The 22,048-nt window shown below is 68.0% G+C and carries 20 protein-coding genes; 14 read left to right on the top strand and 6 right to left on the bottom strand.

Annotated features, from left to right (window positions below; translation table 11 throughout):
- Nucleotides 1–89: 89 nt before the first annotated feature.
- The 6 genes from QCD70_RS01330 to QCD70_RS01305 all read left to right on the top strand — a co-directional run bounded on the left by QCD70_RS01330 (nt 90) and on the right by QCD70_RS01305 (nt 7,226).
- The gene (locus tag QCD70_RS01330) at nt 90–1,196 is read left to right on the top strand and encodes an acyltransferase family protein (RefSeq protein WP_301213320.1); all 1,107 of its coding nucleotides are present in this window, start codon (nt 90–92) and stop codon (nt 1,194–1,196) included.
- A 52-nt stretch (nt 1,197–1,248) separates the two neighbouring features.
- Entirely contained in the window at nt 1,249–2,577 is a 1,329-nt protein-coding gene (locus QCD70_RS01325) for a bifunctional o-acetylhomoserine/o-acetylserine sulfhydrylase (protein ID WP_301213319.1), read from the top strand.
- Nucleotides 2,578–2,659: 82 nt separating this feature from the next.
- Complete coding sequence (gene metX / locus QCD70_RS01320; RefSeq protein WP_301213318.1) at nt 2,660–3,865, top strand: homoserine O-acetyltransferase MetX; 1,206 nt, start codon at nt 2,660–2,662, stop codon at nt 3,863–3,865.
- A 215-nt stretch (nt 3,866–4,080) separates the two neighbouring features.
- A complete protein-coding gene (locus QCD70_RS01315; RefSeq protein ID WP_301213317.1) occupies nt 4,081–5,247 on the top strand; it encodes a sensor histidine kinase in 1,167 nt (388 codons plus the stop codon).
- On the top strand, nt 5,244–6,518 hold the full coding sequence (locus QCD70_RS01310; RefSeq protein WP_301213316.1) for a hypothetical protein: 1,275 nt from the start codon (nt 5,244–5,246) through the stop codon (nt 6,516–6,518). The genes QCD70_RS01315 and QCD70_RS01310 overlap by 4 nt, the downstream gene beginning before the upstream one ends.
- 18 nt (nt 6,519–6,536) lie before the next feature.
- Nucleotides 6,537–7,226: a response regulator transcription factor gene (locus QCD70_RS01305; RefSeq protein WP_301213315.1), complete on the top strand. Its 690-nt coding sequence runs from the start codon at nt 6,537–6,539 to the stop codon at nt 7,224–7,226.
- Here QCD70_RS01305 and QCD70_RS01300 read toward each other — a convergent pair.
- Together QCD70_RS01300 and QCD70_RS01295 are read right to left on the bottom strand one after the other, a co-directional pair.
- Nucleotides 7,216–7,527 (bottom strand): thiamine-binding protein, encoded by a 312-nt coding sequence (locus tag QCD70_RS01300; RefSeq protein ID WP_301213314.1) that lies wholly within the window; start codon nt 7,525–7,527, stop codon nt 7,216–7,218. The genes QCD70_RS01305 and QCD70_RS01300 overlap by 11 nt on opposite strands.
- Nucleotides 7,527–8,786 (bottom strand): glycosyltransferase 87 family protein, encoded by a 1,260-nt coding sequence (locus QCD70_RS01295; protein WP_301213485.1) that lies wholly within the window; start codon nt 8,784–8,786, stop codon nt 7,527–7,529. Before QCD70_RS01295 ends, QCD70_RS01300 begins: the two co-directional genes overlap by 1 nt.
- 149 nt (nt 8,787–8,935) lie before the next feature.
- Between QCD70_RS01295 and QCD70_RS01290 the strand changes: the two genes are divergently transcribed.
- Nucleotides 8,936–9,628, top strand: a complete 693-nt coding sequence (locus tag QCD70_RS01290; protein ID WP_301213313.1) for a YceI family protein — start codon at nt 8,936–8,938, stop codon at nt 9,626–9,628.
- A gap of 3 nt (nt 9,629–9,631) precedes the next feature.
- On the opposite strand, the gene QCD70_RS01285 is transcribed toward QCD70_RS01290, so the two are convergent.
- Nucleotides 9,632–10,525, bottom strand: coding sequence for an ADP-dependent NAD(P)H-hydrate dehydratase (locus QCD70_RS01285; RefSeq protein ID WP_301213312.1), 894 nt, complete (start codon nt 10,523–10,525; stop codon nt 9,632–9,634).
- 53 nt (nt 10,526–10,578) lie between these two features.
- On the opposite strand from QCD70_RS01285, the gene QCD70_RS01280 reads away from it, so the two are divergent.
- From QCD70_RS01280 to QCD70_RS01255, 6 genes are all read left to right on the top strand, one after another.
- Nucleotides 10,579–11,208: an HAD family hydrolase gene (locus QCD70_RS01280; RefSeq protein ID WP_301213311.1), complete on the top strand. Its 630-nt coding sequence runs from the start codon at nt 10,579–10,581 to the stop codon at nt 11,206–11,208.
- Nucleotides 11,209–11,225: 17 nt separating this feature from the next.
- Nucleotides 11,226–12,311: an NADH:flavin oxidoreductase/NADH oxidase gene (locus QCD70_RS01275; protein ID WP_301213484.1), complete on the top strand. Its 1,086-nt coding sequence runs from the start codon at nt 11,226–11,228 to the stop codon at nt 12,309–12,311.
- Nucleotides 12,312–12,398: 87 nt separating this feature from the next.
- Nucleotides 12,399–12,734, top strand: a complete 336-nt coding sequence (locus QCD70_RS01270) for a VOC family protein (protein ID WP_301213310.1) — start codon at nt 12,399–12,401, stop codon at nt 12,732–12,734.
- A complete protein-coding gene (locus QCD70_RS01265; RefSeq protein ID WP_301213309.1) occupies nt 12,731–13,012 on the top strand; it encodes an ArsR/SmtB family transcription factor in 282 nt (93 codons plus the stop codon). The genes QCD70_RS01270 and QCD70_RS01265 overlap by 4 nt, the downstream gene beginning before the upstream one ends.
- Nucleotides 13,002–13,607 carry a hypothetical protein gene (locus QCD70_RS01260; RefSeq protein WP_301213307.1) on the top strand — a complete coding sequence of 202 codons (606 nt, stop codon included), beginning with the start codon at nt 13,002–13,004 and terminating at the stop codon, nt 13,605–13,607. The genes QCD70_RS01265 and QCD70_RS01260 overlap by 11 nt, the downstream gene beginning before the upstream one ends.
- 45 nt (nt 13,608–13,652) lie before the next feature.
- Entirely contained in the window at nt 13,653–14,063 is a 411-nt protein-coding gene (locus tag QCD70_RS01255) for a hypothetical protein (protein ID WP_301213306.1), read from the top strand.
- A 3-nt stretch (nt 14,064–14,066) separates the two neighbouring features.
- Here the strand turns inward: QCD70_RS01255 and QCD70_RS01250 are convergent, their stop codons facing one another.
- From QCD70_RS01250 to QCD70_RS01240, 3 genes are all read right to left on the bottom strand, one after another.
- The gene (locus tag QCD70_RS01250) at nt 14,067–15,104 is read right to left on the bottom strand and encodes a hemolysin family protein (RefSeq protein WP_301213305.1); all 1,038 of its coding nucleotides are present in this window, start codon (nt 15,102–15,104) and stop codon (nt 14,067–14,069) included.
- Nucleotides 15,097–16,446, bottom strand: coding sequence for a hemolysin family protein (locus QCD70_RS01245; protein WP_301213483.1), 1,350 nt, complete (start codon nt 16,444–16,446; stop codon nt 15,097–15,099). The genes QCD70_RS01250 and QCD70_RS01245 overlap by 8 nt, the downstream gene beginning before the upstream one ends.
- 119 nt (nt 16,447–16,565) lie before the next feature.
- A complete protein-coding gene (locus QCD70_RS01240; RefSeq protein WP_301213304.1) occupies nt 16,566–18,005 on the bottom strand; it encodes a GuaB1 family IMP dehydrogenase-related protein in 1,440 nt (479 codons plus the stop codon).
- A gap of 188 nt (nt 18,006–18,193) precedes the next feature.
- Here QCD70_RS01240 and QCD70_RS01235 point away from each other — a divergent pair, with 188 nt between their 5' ends.
- Entirely contained in the window at nt 18,194–22,039 is a 3,846-nt protein-coding gene (locus tag QCD70_RS01235) for a multifunctional oxoglutarate decarboxylase/oxoglutarate dehydrogenase thiamine pyrophosphate-binding subunit/dihydrolipoyllysine-residue succinyltransferase subunit (protein WP_301213303.1), read from the top strand.
- Nucleotides 22,040–22,048: the final 9 nt, after the last annotated feature.

Below are 22,048 nucleotides of genomic sequence, written 5' to 3'. Positions count from 1 at the left end.
GCACTGGGTGTCAACGCTAGTCCTTCCCAGACCACGGCTCCGACCGCAAGCGCCTCGGAGTGAATCGGCCCGAAGCTAGGCTGGGCGCCGTGACTTCTCTGCCTGTGCCCCGCCATCCGGGCAGGGATGCCCCCGCCACCGGGTCGAAGGTGCGCCTGCCGCTCTGGGACAACGCCCGCTATCTGGCCATCACACTCGTGGTCATCGGTCACGCCATCCTGCGTCTCATCTCCGCCTCCGACACGTCGTACAGCGTGTACCTCGTCATCTACGCGTTCCACGTTCCCGTGTTCGTGCTCGTGAGCGGGTATTTCGCCAAGTCGAGCCCTCCCGGGGTCAAACAGTTGAAGCGCCTCGTCACAGATCTGGTGCTGCCCTACGTCATCTTCGAGACCATCTGGACTCTGGTGCGCTGGGCCGTCGTCGGCACACTGAACCTCGACCTGGCGCAGCCGTCGTGGACACTGTGGTTCATCCTGTCGCTGATCGCGTGGCGCGTGGCGCTGCCGTACCTCGCGCAGCTGCGCTATCCGCTGCTGATCAGCGTCATCATCTCGGTATGGGCGGGGTACATCGGCGCCATCACCTCGGAGTTCGCCGTCTCGCGCACGCTCGGCCTGCTTCCCTTCTTCGTGCTCGGCTGGCGTCTGCGGGGCAGCGATCTGACCCGCCGGTGGCTGTCGTGGTCGCCGGCGACCGTCGCCGTGTGGCGCGCGGGCGCCGTACTGGTGTTCGCGGCGGTCGCGCTCGTCGCCTTCACGGGCATCGACTTCTGGCGCGAGATCGGCGTCCGACGGTTCCTCCTGTTCGACGAGTCCTACCCCGCCATGGGGTACGACGAGTGGTGGGCCGGCGCAGTCAGGCTCGCCGTGATCGTCGTGGCCGTCATCCTGTCTTTCGCCTTTCTCGTGCTGGTGCCGCGCCGTCGCACGATCTTCACCGACCTGGGCCAGGCGACGCTGTACATCTACCTGCTGCACACCTTCGTCCTGTATCCGTTCCGCGAGTCGGGCATTCTCGAGGGAGACACTCCCTTCTGGTACCTCCCGGCCATGATCCTTTTCGCGATCGTCGTCACCTTCCTCCTCGCCTCGAGGCCCGTGCAGAAGATCTTCCGTCCCCTGGTCGAGCCCAAGCCGCGATGGCTGTTACGCCGTGTGTCCCCCTCCGTTGACGCCAAGGAACCCGGTTCCTAGGCTCGCCTCAGGAGCGATCAGCTCTCGCATTCGCCCCAAGGAGGCAGGACTCATGAGCGACAACGACGCCGGCTGGAAATTCGAGACCAAGCAGATCCACTCGGGCGCGGCACCCGACCCGGTGACCAACGCCCGCGCGACACCCATCTACCAGACGACCTCGTACGTCTTCAACAACTCCGACCATGCGAAGAACCTCTTCGCCCTGGCCGAGTTCGGCAACATCTACACGCGCATCCAGAACCCCACCCAGAACGTCGTGGAGGAGCGGGTCGCCGCCCTCGAGGGAGGAACGGCGGCGCTGCTCGTGGCATCCGGTCAGGCCGCGGAGACCTTCGCCGTGCTGAACATCGCCGAGGCGGGCGACCACATCGTGTCGAGCGCCTCGATCTACGGCGGCACCTACAACCTCTTCAAGTACACCCTCGCGAAGCTCGGAATCGAGACGACGTTCGTCGAGAACCAGGACGACGCCGAGGAATGGCGTCGCGCCGTGCGCCCGAACACGAAGCTCTTCTTCGCCGAGACCATCGGCAACCCGAAGATCAACATCCTCGACATCCGCCTCGTGGCCGATGTGGCGCACGAAGCCGGTGTGCCGCTCATCGTCGACAACACGATCGCGACGCCCTACCTGATCCGCCCGTTCGAGCACGGCGCAGACATCATCGTGCACTCGGCCACGAAGTTCCTCGGCGGTCACGGCACCGTCATCGGCGGCGTCATCGTCGACGGAGGAAAGTTCGCCTGGAGCGAGCACCCCGACCGCTTCCCGGGTCTCACCTCCCCCGACCCCTCGTACCACGGGGTCAACTACTCCGAAGCGCTCGGCAACGGCATCGCGTACATCATCAAGGCGCGTGTGCAGCTGCTGCGCGACCTCGGGTCCTCGATCGCTCCGGCCAGCGCGTGGCAGCTCATCCAGGGCATCGAGACGCTCAGCCTGCGCATCGAGCGCCACGTGCAGAACGCCCAGGAGGTCGCCGAGTGGCTCGACGCCCACGACGACATCGCCACGGTCTACTACGCCGGCCTGCCGTCGAGCCCCTGGTACGCGGCTGCCAACCGGTACGCGCCCAAGGGTGTCGGCGCCGTGCTGTCGTTCGAGCTGAAGGGCGGGGTGGATGCCGGGCGCGCGCTGGTCGACAACCTCACGCTGTTCAGCCACCTGGCCAACATCGGCGACGTGCGGAGTCTCGTCATCCACCCGGCGTCGACGACGCACTCGCAGTTGACGCCCGAGCAGCAGCTCACGTCGGGCGTCACGCCCGGTCTCGTGCGCCTGTCTGTCGGGCTCGAGAACATCGACGACATCAAGGCCGACCTGCAGGCGGGCCTCACGGCCGCACGCGAGGTCGCGCGGGCGAACGCCGCGGTCTAGTCCCCCGCTCCGATCCAACCGGCGACCCGGTCCGACGTAACATTCGGGCCGGGTCGCCTTCTGCACGCGAGAATGAGCTGATATGGACTGGCAGACACCCGAAGACACCGTCCCGAGCGGCTTCATCACCGACGCGCAGATCCGCTCCATCCTGGGCAAGCCCCCCGCATCCGGCGCCTGGCGCGACGGCGACCCCGTCGGATGCCGACGGTTCGTGTCGATCGGATCGTTCGACTTCGAGATCGGAACGACCCTCCCCGACGTTCGCATCGCCTACGAGACGCTCGGAACCCTGTCGCCCGCCCGCGACAACGCGATCCTGGTTCTGCACGCCCTGACCGGCGACAGCCACCTCGTGGGCACCGCGTCGCCGGGGCATCCCACCGACGGCTGGTGGAGCGGCATCGTCGGTCCCGGGCTCGCGATCGACACCGACCGGTGGTTCGTGGTGAGCCCGAACATGCTGGGCGGGTGCCAGGGAAGCACGGGTCCCGCATCCCTCGGCCCCGACGGAACGGAGTGGGGCGCGTCGTTCCCGTACACCACCGTCGCAGACCAGGTTCGAGCGCAGGTCGCGTTCTCGGAGGCGATCGGCATCGATCGCTGGGCGGCCGTCGTCGGCGGATCGATGGGAGGCATGCACGCCATCGAGTGGGGTGTCACGCAGCCGCAGCGCATCGACCGGCTCGCCGTCATCGCTGCCCCGGCCAGGTCGAGCGCCGACCAGGTGGCGCTCAACTCCGTACAGGTCGAGGCGATCCACATCGATCCCCGTTTCTCGGGCGGGCAGTACTACGACGCGGCCGATGGCGAGGGGCCGCATCGAGGCCTGGCCCTCGCCCGGCGCATGGCCCTTCTGAACTACCGGAGTCCGTCGGAGCTGAACGACAGGTTCGGGCGCAGCTGGCAGTCGGGCATCAGCCCCCTCGGACGCGACGGCAGGTTCGCCGTCGAGTCCTACCTCGACTTCCACGGCAACAAGTTCACCCGGCGGTTCGACGCGAACTCCTATGTCACCCTCGTGCAGGCCATGAACTCGCACGACGTCGGTCGCGGGCGGGGAGGCCTGTCGAGCGCGCTTTCGAGGGTCACCATCCCCACCGTGGTGATCGGCATCGACAGCGACCGGCTGTTCCCGATAGAGGATCAGTTCGAGATCGCCCGCCATGTGCCCGGCAACATCGACGGGACAGATGCGGTCGTGCTGTCCTCGCCGTTCGGGCACGACGGGTTCCTCATCGAGAGCGAGGCCGTCGGTCGACACCTCAGACGACTGCTGGATGCGTGACGGATTCGGGCGTGCGACTCGCGTCGCGCAGAAAAAAAGCCGGGAGCGTCGCCTTGCCAACGACACTCCCGGCGGTTCCCCCCAAGCGGTTCACTCAGGCTACGCCGACGGCATGTGCAATACCAGATGTGCAGGTCCCCCACTTCAGGGCACAGAGCGGCTAGCATGTCGAGCGTGATCGACCGTCGACCCTCCGTTCTCGACCTGCCCCTCTCGTGCCGCTGAGCGCGGGCGGGCAGCCCCGATTCCTGGCCCGCACGGCCCGGCTCATCGGACTGTCCTTCCTCGCCGCCTCGCACCTCGCCCTGCTGCTCGACGTTCCCGCCAACCTCGACGTGCTCGCCGTGACCGTTCCGCTCTACGCGGCGATGGCCGCCGGATTCACGATCATCGGCAGAACCCGGTCCCTCCTCTGGTCCGCGTCCGTCCTTGTCCTCGGGGCGGCGACGATCCTTCTTCTCGGTCTCGACGCCCTGGGGGGCGGCTCGGGCTCCACCTCCAGTGCCGCCATCCTCCTCGGATCGGGTGCGCTTCCTGCACTTCTCGTCTGCAACCTCGATGGCCCCGCGCGCATCGTCACCCTCTCACTGGGCGCGGTGCTTGCGCTGGCAACGACCATCGTCGCAACAGCGGATGCGATCACCCCGGTTCGGAGCGTGCTCTCCTTCGCCGTGGGATGGGCGGCGCTCGTGGGCGTATCCGTCTGGTTGTCGGTGAGCATCTCGCGCGCCCTCGCCCGCATCGCACGGCTCGGGCGCGCGCACCTGGCCGAGCGCCATGCGACGGAGACCGAGGCGCAGCGCCGACAGGGAGCCCGGCTCCTGCACGACACCGTGCTCGCCACGCTCACGCTTCTCGCGCATTCCGGAGTCGGCGTCAGTCCTGACGCGCTGCGGGCCCAGGCATCCGAAGATGCACGCCTGCTGAGGCAGCTGCGACTCGGGGGCACCCCGATGCCGCAGTCCTCCGGCGCATACACGCTGGAGGCGACCGAGACGAGCGATCTGGGACACACCCTCGAGTCCGTGAAACAGCGCTTCGATCGCATGGGACTCACCGTGTCGTGGCACGGCGCCGGCCGACTGCTTCTGCCCAGCGATGTGCTCGACGCTTTTCTGCTGTCGCTGGCCGAGTGCCTCGAGAACGTGCGGCGGCACTCCGGCGTCGCCGACGCGGAGGTGACCATCACGCAGGACGATACGACCGTGCGGGCCATGGTGACCGACACCGGCGTCGGCTTCGATCTCGATCAGGTCGATTCGGCGAGACTCGGTCTGGCCGAATCCGTCATCGCGCGCATCCGCGATGTCGGGGGAAGAACCCGACTCTTCTCCGCCCCGGGTTCGGGCACCACCGTCGTGCTGGAGGTGCCCAAGCTGTGAGCGAGACGACGGCGCCCGGCGCGCCCCTCCCCGGTGAGGACCCGACCGTTCTGAGCCGCCTCGTGCGGGCGCGCCAGATCGGCCCGCGCGCCGTCTCGGCCCTGAGAGACGACCTGGCGCAGGACTCCCGGCTCGGGTACGGCTACCTCGGCATCGGCGCGCTCGCGATCGGATCGTTCCTGTTCCTGCGCGGACTCGCGGCGTTCGTCGTCGACGCCGTCGGCGAGTCCCCGGCGGGCTCGACGCCCCTGCGCGTGATCGCGTGGGCGCTGCTCGCTGTCGCCTTCGTCGGGTCGTCTCTGCTCGCCCGACGCCATCACGGGCGTCACCCGGCGCTCGTCTTCAGCTCGGCCATGGTTCTTCTCTCGCTCGCGCTGCTGATCGAGACGATCGCCGTCCTCGGCACCCCGCAGCCGATCCTCCACTCCTCGACGATCTACGGAGTCGGTGCGACCCTCCTCGCGCTGGTCGGATCCCGCCCGGCGCGAGAGCTGCTCCTGGCCGACAGCGCGTTCGCGGTCGTGATCGCGGCCATGGTGGGCGCGGGCATCGCGTCCGGGTCGTTCGAATCCGGGCCCTCGGTGCAGATGGCGGCGACAGCCCTCCTGCCCCCGCTGATCGGAGCACTCGTCGTGCAGGGATTCGGCACACTCGTGCAACTCGAGCTGGACCGCTCCGCGGTCGAGAGCACGCTGCTGGCGCCGAGATTCGCGTTCGGCATGCGCGCGTCCGACGAGCTGGCGCGTCTCGACCTCGATGCGGAGAGGATCCTCGACGGAGTGGCCAGCGGCAGCATCCACCTGCCCCTCGACCCGAAGGTCGCGGCCGGTGCATCGTCGATCGCCACCGAACTCCGCCTGCTGCTCGTGGCGGGACGGCACGACACGTGGCTGCATCACGCGATCGAGGAGTCCGAGGTCCTGGGCCCGGTGGTGACCCTCACCGATCCCGAGGGACTCGCCGGATTCCTCGACGCCAGTGAACGGGAGGGACTGCTCTCCGCGGTCTGGCTTCTCGTCGCCGAGTCCGTCCGACTGCAGCCCACGCTCCAGATCACGATAGGTCCGCGGAACGTCGAGGCGGATGCGACTGCTGCCAGTAGGATTGGGTTCCCGGTCGCACTCACGGTCGACGGCGTCCCGCGGCGTCGTATCGATCCCGCCGTGTGGCCGGCACTCGATCGCGTCGGTGATCATTCGGAGATGATCGCGGGGGGAAGCATGACGATCGTGACCTCAGTACGAACAGTGGCACAGCAGGCCGCCGGGTAGGCGGCCGGGAGGACAACCGTGACAGACTCCGCAGCACCGATCCGACTTGCGATCGTCGACGACCACCGAATGCTTCTCGGAGCGCTGACGGAGTGGATCCGCAACGCGGCGGACGACATCGACATGGTGGCCGCCGTCACGACCTGGCCCGATCTGCTCACCCACCCCGAGTTCCCCGTCGACGTGGTGCTGCTCGATCTCGACCTCAAGGACTCGCTGCCGATCTCTGTCAAGCTCCGCACCCTCAAGACCACCGGGGTGAAGACCGTGCTCATGAGCACCTACTCCGAACCCGCGGTCATCAGGGAGGCCATCGCCGCCGGCGCTCTGGGCTACCTCGTCAAGAGCGAGGAGGCGGGCATGATCGTCGAGGCGATCCGGGCGGCCCACGCCGGAAAGCCCTTCATCTCGAGCGAACTCGACCTCGCGCTCTCGGCCGACGAGGTCGGAGGCGCGCCCAAGCTGTCCGCGCAGGAGCGCCGTGTCATGGCCCTCTACGGCGGCGGCGAACCGGTGAAGCAGGTGGCGCAGGCCCTCGACATCTCGGAGGAGACCGCGAAGTCCTACCTGAAGCGAATCCGAGAGAAGTACCGGGTCGCCGGCATCGATGTCGGAACCAAGGTCGCGCTGCGCAAGAGGGCGATCCAGGACGGGCTCCTCGTGCAGGTCGACTTCCACCGCACCTCGGAGACCGACCTCACGGAGTGAGGTCGTCGAGCGCGGCCTCCAGCCGTTCCACCTTGGCCGTGAGCTCGCCGCTGTAGCCGGGGCGGATATCCGCCTTCAGCACGAGCGAGACCCGGCTGCCGAACGCGGCCACGGCCTCCGTCGCCTGTTTGACGACCGCGAAGACCTCGTCCCAGTCGCCCTCGATGGTCGTGAACATCGAATCGGTCTGGTTCGGCAGGCCCGAGTCGCGAACGACCTTCACGGCGGCCGCGACGGCGTCGTGCACCGAACCGTCTTCGTTGCCGGAGCCGGAGGGCGCTACAGAGAAGGCGACGAGCATCAGGTGACCTGTCTTTCTTGTGAGGTTCGGAGCGGAATGAGGGGCTTGGATCCGCGTCTCAGTCGCCAGACCATCCGCACGGCCATGCCGAACAGCACGACGAGCGCGATGTTGCGTGCGGTCAGCACCAGCAGCATCCCCGGCTCGAGGACCAGGAGCGCGTCGTACCCGAACGGATAGATGAGCTGGGTGACGGCGGCGATGCCGAGGGCGAGAATCGCGGGAGCACGGAACCTCCTGCCCTGCGTCGCGATGCCGAGCACGACGGGAGCGGCGATCCACAGGACGAACTGCGGGGATCCGACCTTGTTGAAGACGAGCAGGCCCACGACGATGGCGAGACCGAGGGGTGCGAGCAGGTGCACGGCCCGTGCTCCGCTGCGGCTGACGATCGCCCCGAGAAAAAGAAGCCCCGCCGAGACGACGACGAGGAGCGGGGTCATCAGGGCACTGGCCTGGTCGACACCCGATCCCACGACCTGGAACGTGTTGATATCAGGAATGTACTGCACTGCCGCCGCCGTCGGGTCGACGAAGGCGATCCACATCCAGACCGTGCTGATCGGCGCCTCGATCTGAAGCCCGCGAGAGGACTGCTGTGAGATGAATCCGAGGCTGTTCGCCCCGCTGCCGAGGGCGAGCACGATGAGGCCGATGGCGACGGCCGTCGCGGCGAAGGCGAGCGCGGCACGGCCGCGCCCGCGCACCGCCACGACGATCACGGCCACGAGGACCGCCGGCCACACCTTGATCCATGTGGCGACGGCGAGCAGCGCTCCCGCCACCACGGGGCGACGCTGGGCCACGAGCAGAGCGATGATCGAGATGGCCACGGTCGTCACATCGATGCGCCCGAGAGCGACTGGCCCGAGAAGCAGGAGGAAGCCGATCCACCACCAGGCGGCCACGATCCGCGGCGAGTGGAGCCGTGAGCTCGGACCCGTGCGGGAGAGAAGGAAGGCGAGGACGACGGCATCCGTGACCACGACGACCAGCAGCCATCCGATTCCGTAGAGCTCCGGTCCGAGCACCATCGCGGCGAGCATCGGAACGAGCGCGACGAGCGGATACACCCAGGGGTGGGAGACTCCGACGATGTCTCCAGCGAGGGCGTTCTGCACCCACGGCCTGTACTGCAGGGTCACATCGCCCCAGGGCAGCGTGGGATGGGTGAGCCCCACGAAACCGAGCCACGCGTGCACGAGGAGGAAGGCCGACCACAGGACGACGGGTCGTCTCACCGTCGTCTCCAGCATCATGCGCACGACGCCCATACTAGGCCGACCGTTCTCCACCGGGCCTGCGACCGGCACACAGGCGGCTCTCCGGAGCCTCCCAGCAAGGAGTCACCTGTGCCTGCTTGGCTGGTCGCTCACCCACTGACCCCGGACGGACCATGAAGAGAATTGTGAGCATCGCGATCGGCGTCTCGGCGTCGGTGCTCGCCGTCGGCACCATGGCCGCCGTGGCCGGGCCCATCATCTACGGCAGTGCGGCGTCGAGTCCTGCGGCACAGGTTCCCAGTGTGATGCCCACGGTGCGGGAGGTGTCGCCCCGGGTCGCCTTCGACGACATCGCCGAGCTCTCGGGCGCCTGGGACATCGCCGACGGCTCGAGCGCGGGGTACACGGTCGGCGCCGTGGTCAACGGCTCTCCGTTGACGGTATCGGGCACGACCGACCATGTCAGCGGGTCGGCCACCGTCGACGACAGCGTGCTCACGAGCGCCACCATCGTCGTCGAGGTGGCCAGCATCACGACAGACAACGCGACCCGCGACGCCTACTTCAGGGGCCCGGCGCTCGACGCGGCCGACTACCCGACCGCGTTGTTCACCCTGTCGTCGCCCATCGCCCTCGACGGGGAGCTGCTCGACGGCCAGCCCGTGGTTGTTGCGGCTTCGGGTGAGCTGAGCCTGCACGGCGTGAGTCACGCCGTGCACGTGGATCTGACCGCGCGAATGGAGAATGGACGCCTGGTCGTCGCCGGAAGCGTTCCCGTCGTCTTCGACGATTACGGGATCTCCCCCATCGATCTCGGTTTCGTCCGGGTCGACGACGCGGGCTCGATCGACTTCACCCTCGCGGTCGCACCGCGCTGATCGTCAGTCGGGCTGCTGTCCCAGCAGGTCGGCGATCGTCCTGCCGACGGCTTCCGCGATGTCGAGAGCGACGATAGGCCCGCCACCGGATGCGCGGGCGCCCGCAGCCTGGTGCAGGAACGCGGCCGTGGCCGCGACTCGAGACAGGATGCCCGTACCCTCGTCGGGCAGGAACTCGGCGTTCGTGGCGAGGAGAGCCCCGAGGATTCCGCCGAGAACGTCGCCTGAGCCGGCGGTCGCGGCCCAGCTCGACGAGGCGGTCACGGTGATCGTGGGGGTCGATGGGCCGGCGACGACGGTGCGGGCGCCTTTCAGCAGCACGGTGACGCCGAATCGCTCCGCGGTCTCGACCGCCCAGTGAACCGGATGCGCCGCGATCGTCGTTCTGTCGACAGCGACACCGATGCGGGCCCAGACCGACGCCAGCTCGCCGGCGTGCGGTGTGATGACCGTGTCGGCCCCGGCATCCTGCACGAGGTCGAGCGCGCCGGCATCGAGAACCACCGGCAGGCCCTCCCCCAGGGCGTCCCTCAGCGACGCGGTCTGCGCATCCGATCTCTGTTCGGCATCCATGCCCGATCCGAGGAGCCAGGCCTGCACCCTGCCCGACGCCGTCACGACCTCCGGCCTGCGCTGCAGCACCAGTCGTGTCGGGGTCTCGGGACCCAGGTAACGAAGCATGCCGACACCGGTGCGCGACGCGGCGTCGACACCGAGCACGGCCGCACCGGGATAGGCCTCCGATCCCGTTCGCATTCCGAGCACGCCTCGGCTGTACTTGTCGTCGGTCGCTCGCGGCACCCGCAGATAGCGCCGGGCGTCGGCCGCCGTCCACTCGTGCGTCGGACCGCGGCCCGCTTTCGCCTCGTCGGCGTTGTCCTCGCTCTGGTCGCTCACCTCTCCACGATAGATTGGATGAGCCCCCTGCTTCTACGATCCGTGGAGTCTCCATGCCCATCAGCATTCCCGGCAAGGTCGTGGTCTTCGACTACGGCGAGGTCATCTCCTTCTCGCCGTCAGACAGCGACCGACAGGCGCTCCTGTCGATAGCCCGGGTGCCCGAGGATTCGTTCTGGCCTCCCTACTGGAAGAATCGCGACGCCCTCGACGCCGGCACCATGAGCATCCGGCAGTACTGGCTCGAGATCGCGCGGCACGCCGGCGTCGACTTCAGCGAGTCGCGCATCCAGCAGCTGTGGATCGCCGACCATCGCAGCTGGCTCAGCGTCAACCCGGACACCTACGACGTGCTGCTCGCCCTGCGCGAGGGCGGCACCCGCATGGCACTGCTCTCGAACGCCGGATTCGACTTCGGCGGCTACTTCCGCCACGGCCCCATGGGATCGCTGTTCGAGCGCATCTTCGTGAGCGCTGAGATGGGCAGGCTCAAGCCGGAGCAGGCCATCTATCGAGACGTGCTCGACGACCTGGGCATCGAGGCGGGCGACATGATCTTCATCGACAACAAGGCCGTGAACATCGACGGAGCCGCCGCTCTCGGCATCGACGGTCACGTCTTCACCACGGCCGAGCTCCTGCGCTCCTACCTCGACGAGAAGGCCGAGCTCGCATCCGCATGACGACCAGAGAGACCACGATGACCGGCACCGCCCTCTTCACTCCCCTGACGATCCGCGGCGTGAGCCTGCGCAACCGCATCTGGGTGGCACCCATGTGCCAGTACTCGGCCGACGCCGAAGACGGCATGACCACCGACTGGCACCTCGTGCACCTGGGATCGTTCGGGCAGGGCGGTGCGGGACTCGTGATCACCGAGGCCACGGCCGTCAGTCCCGAGGGGCGCATCTCGCCTCAGGATCTGGGTCTCTGGAACGACGAGCAGGCCGAGGCCTTCCGGCGCATCACCGACTTCCTGCACTCCCAGGGCGCCGCGGCCGGCATCCAGTTGGCGCACGCGGGTCGAAAGGCCTCGACGTACCGCCCGTGGGCGAGCGAACGCGGCACGGTGCCGGTGGATGCCGGTGGCTGGCAGTCCATGGGCCCGTCGCCCATCGCATTCCCCGGCTACGCGGCCCCGGTCGAGCTCGATCCTGCAGGCATCGACGGGGTCGTCGACGACTTCGTCGCGGCAGCCGTCCGCGCGATCGGCGCGGGATTCGACGTGCTCGAACTCCACGCGGCGCACGGGTACCTGCTCCACCAGTTCCTGTCTCCCCTCAGCAACGAGCGCACCGACGAATACGGGGGCAGCCTCGAGAACAGGGCTCGGCTTCTCCTGCGCGTCGTCTCGGCCGTGCGACAGGCCGTGGGCGACGACGTGCCCCTCCTCGTGAGGTTCTCGGCCACCGACTGGGCGCTCGACGGGTGGGACGAGCAGCAGACGTCGGCCGTCGCCGCCTGGGCTCGCGACAGCGGCGCCGACGTCTTCGACATCTCGAGCGGCGGCAACACCACGGGAGTGACGATCCCCGTCGGCCCCGGCTATCAGGTGCCCTTGGCCGAGTTCGTGGCGACCAACGGAGATGTCCCCGTGAGCGCCGTCGGTCTCATCACCACCCCGGCGCAGGCGGCCGCCATCGTCGACGAGGGTCGGGCCGACGCGGTGATGCTCGGCCGGGAGATGCTGCGAGATCCGCACTTCGCCCTGCGAGCGGCTCATGAACTGGGCGTGGCCATCGACTACTGGCCGTCGCAGTACATCCGCGCCAGCTGGCCCGAGTAGCGGCAGCCTCGACTGCACTGTTGACATTTCGGGTTTATCCGAAATAATATGGGCGCAGTGGAGGACTTAGAGCACAGGGAGAACAGCATGAGCGCAGCGCAGGGAGTCATCGGGCACTTCGATATCTCGGGCGGAGACATCGCTGGCCTCTCCAGCTTCTATCGAGAGGTGCTCGGCTGGGCGGTCGAGGATCGCGGACCCGGGTATGCACAGGTTGAGACTCCGTCACTGCGAGGCGCTCTGGTCGAGGCACCCGAGTCGTCGTTGACACTCGGGGTCGTCGTCGAGGACCTCGACGCAGCGCTGCTCGACGCAGCAGCCGCGGGTGGCTCTGTCGTGATGCCCGCCACAGACAACGGATGGGTGCGCAAGGCGCAGGTGGCAGATCCGGCCGGCAACGTGCTGACGCTGATACAGAAGTGATCGAGGTCGACCTCAGTGAGGCCCTGCGCGCGCTTTCGCATCCCGACCGGCGCGCCTTCGTTCGAGCGTGCGCGCACGACGAGCGGTCCGCCGGCGATCTCGCGGAGGTCTCGACGCTGTCACTGCCGTCGGTATCGGAGCATCTGAAGGTGCTGCGCAAGTCCGGGCTGCTCATCCTCGATCGGCGAGGACGGAACTGGATGTACTCGACGGACACGGCCCGGCTGGCCGCTGTCGCAGTCGCGGTCGCCGCCCTCGGAGATGCCGATGGGACGTGAAGCCCGGGTGCGCGCCGAGGTCGACGACGAGACGGGCGACGTCACCGCACTCCTGGAAGCCCGCGACCTGATCCTCCGGGGCGAGATCCGTCGTCGCTTCGCCACGGCGGCGATTCAGAAGCTCGAAGTCGACGGCGAGGTGCTGCGATTCCGCCATGAGAACGAATCCGTCGCGCTCCATCTCGGTGCACGAGCGGCCACATCCTGGGCGAAAGCCATCAGCACGCCTCCGCCCACTCTCCGCGAGAAGCTGGGACTCGGTGGTGGCACCCGCGCCCTGCTCATCGGCCCCTGCGACGACCCGGCGCTGGCCGAAGCCCTCGACGGGGTGCAGACGGACCGTGTCGACGAGGCCTCCATGGTGATCGTTCGCGCCGACAACCGGGAGGACCTCCTGTCGGCATTCGTGGCGTGCGGGCCTCTCCCCCTGTGGGCGATCTATGCGAAGGGGCGGGATGCGACCTTCGGCGAGGCCGCCGTGCGGGAGACCCTCCGCGTCGCCGGTGCACGCGACAGCAAGTCATGCGCGGTGTCGGAACGACTGACTGCCACCCGCTTCCGGCGCATCGAGCCGACGCTCTTACCCAACTCATAGTCCGGTCGAACCGGCCGGTCAGCGTCGGCGTGAACACTGTCTGCCATGACACTCTTCACCCCTTCTCCCCAGAACGTCGAGCCGACGCCGCACTCCCCGAGCGTCGAGTCGGCCCCACGACAGAACGTCGAGCCCGCACACCCGCGGCGGCGCACCGGCCGCATCGTGGCGATCGTCGCCGGCGGCGTCGTCATCCTCGCGCTCGCGTTCGGCGGCGGCATGGCCGTGGGCGCGAACCTGCCGGGCGATGCCGGTCCCGGCCAGATGCAGGACGGACGGTTCCCCGACGGCTTCACTCCGGGTCAGGCGCCGCCCGATGGAGTCCTCCCCGGGCAGGGCGACGACTCAGGCACGAACGACGACTCAGGCACGAACGACGACTCAGGCACGAACGACGACTCCGGCACGAACGACGACTCCGGCACATCCGACGACTCGACCGGCTCGACGACCTAGTTCTCAGATGCGCCGGGTGGCGTCCTGCACCTCGCCGACGAGCTCCTCGATGATGTCTTCGAGGAAGAGCACACCGGTGGTTCGCCCCGACTCGGAGAACGTGCGGGCCAGGTGCGCGTTCGTGCGCCGCATGCTCGCCAGGGCGTCTTCGAGCTCGGTGCCGTCGTACATCGACACCAGCTGTCTGATCCGCTTCGCGGGGACCGGGCGGTCGACCTCGTCCTCGTCGAGGTCGATCACGTCTTTGAGGTGCAGATAGCCGTCGGGGCGGCCCTCCTCGTCGACCACGATGTAGCGGGAGAAGCCGTGCTTGGCGACCGCATGCTCGATCTCCGCAGGCGTCACGTGATCCGAGAGGCTCACAAGCGATTCCAGCGGCACGGCGACGTCTTTCACCGTCTTCGACGTGAACTCGAAGGCCGCGTTGAGTGCGCCCGTCGTGTCGCTCAGCACACCCTCCCGGGTCGACTGCGACACGATCGTCGACACCTCGTCGAGCGTGAACGCGCTGGCCGCCTCGTCTTTGGGCTCCACCCCGAACAGCCGCAGAATCGAGTTCGCCGTCGCGTTGAGGGCGACGATCACGAACTTGAACACGCGCGCGAGCCAGACCAGCGGGGGCGCGAGCAGCAGAACGGCGCGATCCGGCAGCGAGAACGAGAGGTTCTTGGGAACCATCTCTCCGAACACGACGTGCAGGAACGACACGACCAGCAGCGCGATGACGAACGCGATCGTGCCGATGACCTCCTCGGGCAGTCCGGTGAGCTCCAGCGGTATCTCGAGCAGGTGATGGATGGCCGGCTCGGACACGTTGAGGATCAGCAGGGAGCACACCGTGATTCCCAGCTGGCACATGGCCAGCATGAGCGTCGCGTGCTCCATGGCCCAGAGGGCCGTCTTCGCACTCGCCTTGCCCTGCTCGGCGAGGGGCTCGATCTGCGAGCGACGCGCGGAGATGACGGCGAACTCGGCGCCGACGAAGAACGCGTTGGCCAGAAGCAGCACAACGAGCCAGACGATACCCAGCCAATCAGCCACGATCGTTCACCTCCCGGGTGGAATCGTCGGATGCCAGCGCGTCGACCGGAGCGGCGGCCTCGTCTGTGGCGGTGGGGGTGAAGCGGATGCGATCGATACGGCGGCCGTCGAGCCGCACGACGGCGAGTTGCCCGGTGGGCAACTCGACCGTGTCGCCCACGACCGGAAGCCGCCCCAGCTCGCTCATCATGAAACCGCCCACCGTCTCGTACGGGCCGTCGTCGGGAACGCTGATGCCCGCCCTGTCGGCGAGCTCGTCAGGTCGGAGCATGCCGGGAAACGACACGGAGTTGAGCGTCTTCACGACGCCGGCCCGTGAACGGTCGTGCTCGTCGTCGAGTTCGCCCACGAGCTCCTCGACGAGGTCCTCGAGCGTGACGACGCCGGCAGTTCCGCCGTATTCGTCGACGACGATCGCCATCTGGTAGCCGCGTCCGCGCAGTTCCCCCAGCAGGGAGTCGAGCTTCATGGTCTCGGGCACGCGGATCACGTTCGAGGCCAGGGCCGCCGCGGGCACGTCACGTCGCCGCGATCGGGGAACGCTGACGGCCTGCTTCACGTGCACCACGCCGACGATATCGTCGATGTCGTCGTCGAGCACGGGAAAGCGGCTGTGTCCTGTCGTGCGGGTCAGGGTGATGACGTCTTCGGCGCTGTCGGTGCGTTTGACGCTCGCGATGCGCGGTCGCGGTGTCATGGCGTCGGATGCCGTGTGCCCCGAGAAGAGGAGGGTGCGGTTGAGCAGGGTCGCCGTGTCGAGGTCGAGGCTGCCCTGCATGGCCGAGCGTCGCACCAGCGACGAGAGCTCCTCGGCGGTGCGGGCACCCGAGAGCTCCTCTTTCGGCTCGATGCCGATGGCTCGGAGAAGACCGTTCGCGCTGTTGTTGAGCAGGCTGACCGCCGGCTTGAATACCAGCGTGAAGAGCCGCTGGAACGGGATCACCAGTTTCGCGGTCTGCAGGGGAAGCGCCAGGGCGAAGCTCTTCGGCACGAGTTCTCCGACGATCATCGACAGCAGCGTGGCGAACACGATGGCCACGGTCGCCGAGACGCCGGGCACCACGGCCTCGGGGATGCCGACACCCGTCAGTGGCGCACGGAGCAGATTCGAGATGGCCGGCTCCATCGTGTAACCCGTGAGTAGCGTGGTGAGTGTGATGCCGAGCTGGGCGCTCGAGAGGTGCGTCGAGGTGATCTTCAGGGCGGAGATCGTGGGGCCGAGCCCGGTGTCGCCACGCTTCTGTCGCGCCTCGAGATCGCTGCGGTCGAGGTTGACCAGCGCGAACTCGCTGGCGACGAAGATGCCGGTACCGAAGGTGAGAACGATACCGACGCCGAACATGATCCAGTCAAGAGGCACGGGTGCCACCGGAGCTGCTCAGAAGAAGGGAGGGATGGGCTGAGGGAGGGTCGTCCATTGTCTCGTCAGTATACCGGCTCGATCCCGCCGATCACCCGGCGCTACCAGCTGACGGGAAGCGCTTTTCCTTCTTCATAGCCAGCCGCCGACTGGATTCCGACCAGGGCGCGGTCGTGGAACTCCGCGACGTCGCTGGCCCCCGCGTAGGTGAACGAGCTGCGCACGCCGGAGGTGATCATGTCGAGCAGATCCTCGACCGACGGGCGCAGCGGGTCGAGGTAGATGCTGCTCGAGGAGATGCCCTCGGCGAAGAGCGTCTTGCGGGCGAGCTCGTAGGCGTCGAGTCGGCCGAAGCGGTCTTTGACGGCCTTCGTCGACGCCATGCCCCAGCTCTCCTTGTAGAGCCGACCCGTCGCATCCGTCTTCAGTGTGCCCGGCGCCTCGATCGTGCCGGCGAACCACGAGCCGATCATGACGCTCGACGCGCCCGCGGCCAGGGCGAGGGCGACGTCGCGCGGGTAGCGCACTCCCCCGTCGGCCCACACGTGCGCACCCAGCTCGCGAGCCGTGTCGGCGGTCTCGAGCACGGCTGAGAACTGCGGGCGACCGACCGCCGTCATCATGCGGGTGGTGCACATCGCGCCGGGACCGACGCCGACCTTGAGGATCGACGCTCCCGCGGAGACGAGGTCGCGCACGGCCTCGGCGGTCACGATGTTGCCGGCCACGATGGGCAGCCCGAGGTTCTCGTTCGCCACGGTCTCGATGGCACGCAGCATTCCCTCCTGGTGACCGTGGGCCGTGTCGATGACCAGCACGTCGACTCCGGCCGATGCGAGCGCACGGGCCTTGGATGCGACGTCGCCGTTGATGCCGACGGCTGCGGCGACCCGCAGGCGGCCGTGCGCATCGAGCGCCGGCGTGTAGAGAGTGGAACGCAGGGCGCTGGTGCGGCTGAGCGTTCCGATCACGGAGCCGTGCCGCATGACCGGCGCGAAGTCGAGGCCGGCCTCGACCATCGCGTCGAATGCCTGTCGCGGCGAGTCGATGTCATCGGCCGACAGCGCTGTGAGGGGCCCGTGGAGGAGGTCGCCGAGCAGTGCGTCGGGCAGGGCCGAGGCGAGACGGGCGGCCGGAATGCAGCCGAGGTATCCGCCGGCCGAATCGTGGATGACGATTCCCTGGCCCGCGACGGCGGGGATCTGCTGGAGCGCCTGCTCGACCGTGTCGCCGGGCGCGAAGTCGAAGGGGGTGTCGAACTCGACGGGCTGGGCCTTGACCCAGCGGATCGCCGCGTCGAGGTCTTGGAGATGCATGTCCTGCGGGAGCACGCCGAGGCCTCCGCGCCGCGCGAGGCTGGCGGAGAGGCGAGGGCCGGTGACCGAGTTCATGTTCGCGCTGACGATCGGGATCGTTGCTCCGGTGCCGTCGTTCGGGGCGAGCGAGACGTCGAGGCGGCTGGTCACCCGGGAGCGCGAGGGCACGAGGAAGACGTCGGAATACGTGAGGTCGTGGCTCGCTGTCGCGTGATAGAACTCCATGTCCTCCACGGTAGTCGCTTCCGGCCCACGCGGCCCCGGTCGGGTGGCGCTCAGGGCTGAGGGGATTAGGCTTGACTCCGAACGTGTCGGGCGCCCTCCGGCAACGATGCAGGGCGCTGACGACTGTGACGAATGTACTGATTTCAGGCGAATTGTCGATGCACGATGAAGAGAGTGGGCGATCGGGCTTGTCTAGCCAAACGACCGGAGTGGAAAACGACGAAGGATCGTCGGAGTTCGGAGCCAATGAGTGGCTCGTCGAAGAGCTCTACGAGCAGTTCAAGGTAGATAGGAAGTCCGTCGACGAGTCGTGGTGGCCGATCCTCGAGAGCTACCACTCGACCGTCGTCTCCAAGGGTGGTGCCGCGCCGACGGCTCCCGCCGTGACGGCCGAACAGACTCCTCCGGCCGCGACCGAGTCCGAGCAGATCGCGCAAGGCTCCGGCTCCGGGGCCACCACCCCGCCGACGTCACCCGTCGCGACCGTGTCGACCGAGGCGCCCTCGGGCGCATCCGTCGCCGACCAGCGCGAGACGCAGCCCGAGGCCCGCACCACCAGCGTCCAGGCCCGCCAGGCGCCCATCCCCGCAGAGGCACCGGTCTCCGCGCCCAAGCGCGAGGCCGCATCCGAATCGACCGCCTCCGACGAGGAGGAGGCCGAGAAGGACACGGTCACTCCGCTGCGCGGAATGGCCAAGACCCTGGCGACCAACATGGACGCCAGCCTCACCGTGCCGACGGCCACCAGCGTGCGCTCGATCCCGGCCAAGCTGCTCATCGACAACCGCATCGTCATCAACTCGAACCTCAAGCGCAGCCGCGGCGGCAAGGTGTCGTTCACCCACATCATCGGCTGGGCGCTCGTGCAGGCGATGAAGGAGTTCCGCAGCCAGAACGTCTACTACGACGTTGTCGACGGCAAGCCCTCGGTCGTCGCCCCCGCCCACGTCGGCCTGGGCATCGCGATCGACATCCCCAAGCCCGACGGAACGCGTGCGCTTCTCGTTCCCGGCATCAAGCGCGCCGACACCATGGGCTTCAACGAGTTCCTCGGCGCCTACGAGGAGCTGGTCAGCCGCGCTCGCGCCAACAAGCTCACCGCCGCCGACTTCCAGGGAACGACGATCTCCCTGACCAACCCCGGTGGAATCGGCACCGTGCACTCCGTGCCGCGGCTGATGAAGGGCCAGGGCTGCATCATCGGCGCCGGCGCCCTCGAATACCCCGCCGAGTTCCAGGGAACCAGCCCCAAGACCCTGAACGACCTGGGCATCGGCAAGATCATCACCCTCACGAGCACCTACGACCACCGCGTCATCCAGGGTGCGGGCTCAGGCGAGTACCTGCGCAAGGTGCATGAGCTGCTCATCGGCGAACGCAACTTCTACGAGAACATCTTCGCCGAGCTGCGCATCCCCTACGCCCCGATCCACTGGGCTCCCGACATCAGCGTCGACCTCTCCGACGCCGTCGACAAGACGGCCCGCGTGCAGGAGCTGATCAACGCGTTCCGCGTGCGGGGCCACCTCATGGCCGACATCGATCCGCTCGAGTACCGCCAGCGCACCCACCCCGACCTCGACATCGAGAGCCACGGGCTCACGCTCTGGGATCTCGACCGGGAGTTCGTGACCGGCGAGTTCGGTGCCAAGCGCAGTGCGCTGCTCCGCGACATCCTCGGCGTGCTCCGCGATTCCTACTGCCGCAAGACCGGCATCGAGTACATGCACATCCAGGACCCGGCGCAGCGCAAGTGGATCCAGGACAAGATCGAGCGGCCCTACGCCAAGCCGGGCCACGACGAGCAGATGCGCATCCTTGCGAAGCTCAACGAGGCCGAGGCGTTCGAGACCTTCCTGCAGACCAAGTACGTCGGCCAGAAGCGGTTCAGCCTCGAGGGCGGAGAGTCGACCATCGCCCTGCTCGACGCGGTCATCCAGGGTGCCGCCGACGAGGGCCTCGACGAGGTCGCCATCGGCATGGCCCACCGTGGCAGGCTCAACGTGCTCACGAACATCGCGGGCAAGACCTACGGACAGATCTTCCGCGAGTTCGAGGGCACCCAGGACCCGCGAACCGTCCAGGGCTCCGGCGACGTGAAGTACCACCTGGGAACGGAGGGAACGTTCCACGGCAGCGACGGCACCGAGATCCCCGTCTACCTTGCGGCCAACCCGTCGCACCTCGAGGCCGCCGACGGCGTGCTCGAGGGCATCGTGCGCGCCAAGCAGGACCGCAAGGCGATCGGCACGTTCTCGACCCTTCCGATCCTGATCCACGGCGACGCGGCACTCGCGGGCCAGGGCATCGTGGTGGAGACGCTGCAGATGTCCCAGCTCCGCGGCTACCGCACGGGCGGCACCATCCACATCAACATCAACAACCAGGTGGGCTTCACGACTCCCCCCGGCGAGTCCCGCTCGTCGGTGTACTCGACCGATGTCGCCAAGACGATCCAGGCCCCGATCTTCCACGTCAACGGAGACGACCCCGAGTCGGTCGTGCGGGTCGCCCAGCTCGCGTTCGAGTACCGCCAGCAGTTCCACCGCGACGTGTTCATCGACCTGATCTGCTACCGCCGCCGCGGGCACAACGAGGGAGACGACCCCTCGATGACCCAGCCGCTCATGTACAACCTCATCGAGGCGAAGCGAAGCGTTCGTCGGCTCTACACGGAGTCCCTCGTCGGCCGTGGCGACATCACCGAGGAGGAGTACGAGGCCGCTCACCGCGACTTCCAGGACCGCCTCGAGCGGGCCTTCGCCGAGACGCACGCGGCGCAGACCTCGTCGATCCCGATCATCACGCCCGATGGATCGAGTGTCGCCGACCTCGAACTGCCCGATGCCCAGCAGAACGACGCGTCCGAGACCGAGGCGTTCTCGACCGCGGTGTCCGAGTCTACGATCCGCCAGATCGGCGACGCGTTCCAGAACAAGCCCGCGGGCTTCACCGTTCACCCCAAGCTGCAGCAGCTTCTGAACAAGCGCCTCGAGATGAGCCGGTCGGGTGGCATCGACTGGGCCTTCGCCGAGCTCCTCGCTCTCGGTTCGCTACTGCTCGAGGGCACTCCCGTGCGCTTCGCAGGTCAGGACACGCGCCGCGGAACCTTCGTGCAGCGTCACGCCGTGCTGCACGATCGCGAGAACGGCCAGGAATGGCTCCCGCTCGCGAACCTCGGCGAGAACCAGGCCCGCTTCTGGATCTACGACTCGCTGCTCAGCGAATACGCCGCCATGGGCTTCGAGTACGGCTACTCGGTCGAACGGCCCGACGCGCTCGTGCTCTGGGAGGCCCAGTTCGGCGACTTCGCCAACGGCGCCCAGATCGTGATCGACGAGTTCATCTCGTCGGCCGAGCAGAAGTGGGCGCAGCGCTCGTCGCTCGTGCTTCTTCTCCCCCACGGCTACGAGGGCCAGGGCCCCGACCACTCCTCGGCGCGCATCGAGCGCTACCTGCAGCTGTGCGCCGAGAACAACATGACGGTCGCCCGCCCCTCGACGCCCGCGTCGTACTTCCACCTGCTCCGCCGGCAGGCGTACGCCCGACCGCGCAAGCCGCTGATCGTGTTCACGCCGAAGGCGATGCTCCGGCTCCGGGGCGCGACATCCGACGTGCCCGATCTGACCGGTGGAACCTTCGAGCCCGTGATCGACGACACCCGCGTCGCCGACAAGGCTGCGGTCACCCGCGTGCTGCTGCACTCGGGCAAGATCCACTACGACCTGCTGAACGAGCTGCAGAAGAAGCCCGACGACGCGATCGCACTCGTGCGGCTCGAACAGTACTACCCAGCGCCGATCGACGAACTGACATCTGTTCTCGACCAGTACCCGAACGCAGAGGTCGTGTGGGTGCAGGACGAGCCGGAGAACCAGGGCGCCTGGCCGTTCGTGGCCGTCGAGGTCGCTCCGCACCTCGGTCGCTTCGTGCGCGTGGTCTCCCGTCCGGCGGCGGCGTCGCCCGCCGCCGGATCCGCCAAGCGTCACGCCGTGGAGCAGGCCGAACTGATCGAGCGGGCACTGACCCTGTAGTCCGGCCGC

It is taken from the genome of Agreia sp. PsM10, from assembly GCF_030433855.1.
Taxonomy (GTDB): Bacteria; Actinomycetota; Actinomycetes; order Actinomycetales; family Microbacteriaceae; genus Agreia.
This window is presented reverse-complemented; position numbering and strand designations above follow the sequence as displayed.

Bases quoted from the DNA above. Each gene is read 5' to 3' on its own strand.
- QCD70_RS01260 (WP_301213307.1), top strand. From the start codon at position 13,002: ATGGGACGTGAAGCCCGGGTGCGCGCCGAGGTCGACGACGAGACGGGC.
- QCD70_RS01300 (WP_301213314.1), bottom strand. From the start codon at position 7,527: ATGCTCGTCGCCTTCTCTGTAGCGCCCTCCGGCTCCGGCAACGAAGAC.
- QCD70_RS01270 (WP_301213310.1), top strand. From the start codon at position 12,399: ATGAGCGCAGCGCAGGGAGTCATCGGGCACTTCGATATCTCGGGCGGA.
- QCD70_RS01325 (WP_301213319.1), top strand. From the start codon at position 1,249: ATGAGCGACAACGACGCCGGCTGGAAATTCGAGACCAAGCAGATCCAC.
- QCD70_RS01240 (WP_301213304.1), bottom strand. From the start codon at position 18,005: ATGGAGTTCTATCACGCGACAGCGAGCCACGACCTCACGTATTCCGAC.
- QCD70_RS01245 (WP_301213483.1), bottom strand. From the start codon at position 16,446: ATGTTCGGCGTCGGTATCGTTCTCACCTTCGGTACCGGCATCTTCGTC.
- QCD70_RS01255 (WP_301213306.1), top strand. From the start codon at position 13,653: ATGACACTCTTCACCCCTTCTCCCCAGAACGTCGAGCCGACGCCGCAC.
- QCD70_RS01295 (WP_301213485.1), bottom strand. From the start codon at position 8,786: ATGATGCTGGAGACGACGGTGAGACGACCCGTCGTCCTGTGGTCGGCC.
- QCD70_RS01275 (WP_301213484.1), top strand. From the start codon at position 11,226: ATGACCGGCACCGCCCTCTTCACTCCCCTGACGATCCGCGGCGTGAGC.
- QCD70_RS01280 (WP_301213311.1), top strand. From the start codon at position 10,579: ATGCCCATCAGCATTCCCGGCAAGGTCGTGGTCTTCGACTACGGCGAG.
- metX (WP_301213318.1), top strand. From the start codon at position 2,660: ATGGACTGGCAGACACCCGAAGACACCGTCCCGAGCGGCTTCATCACC.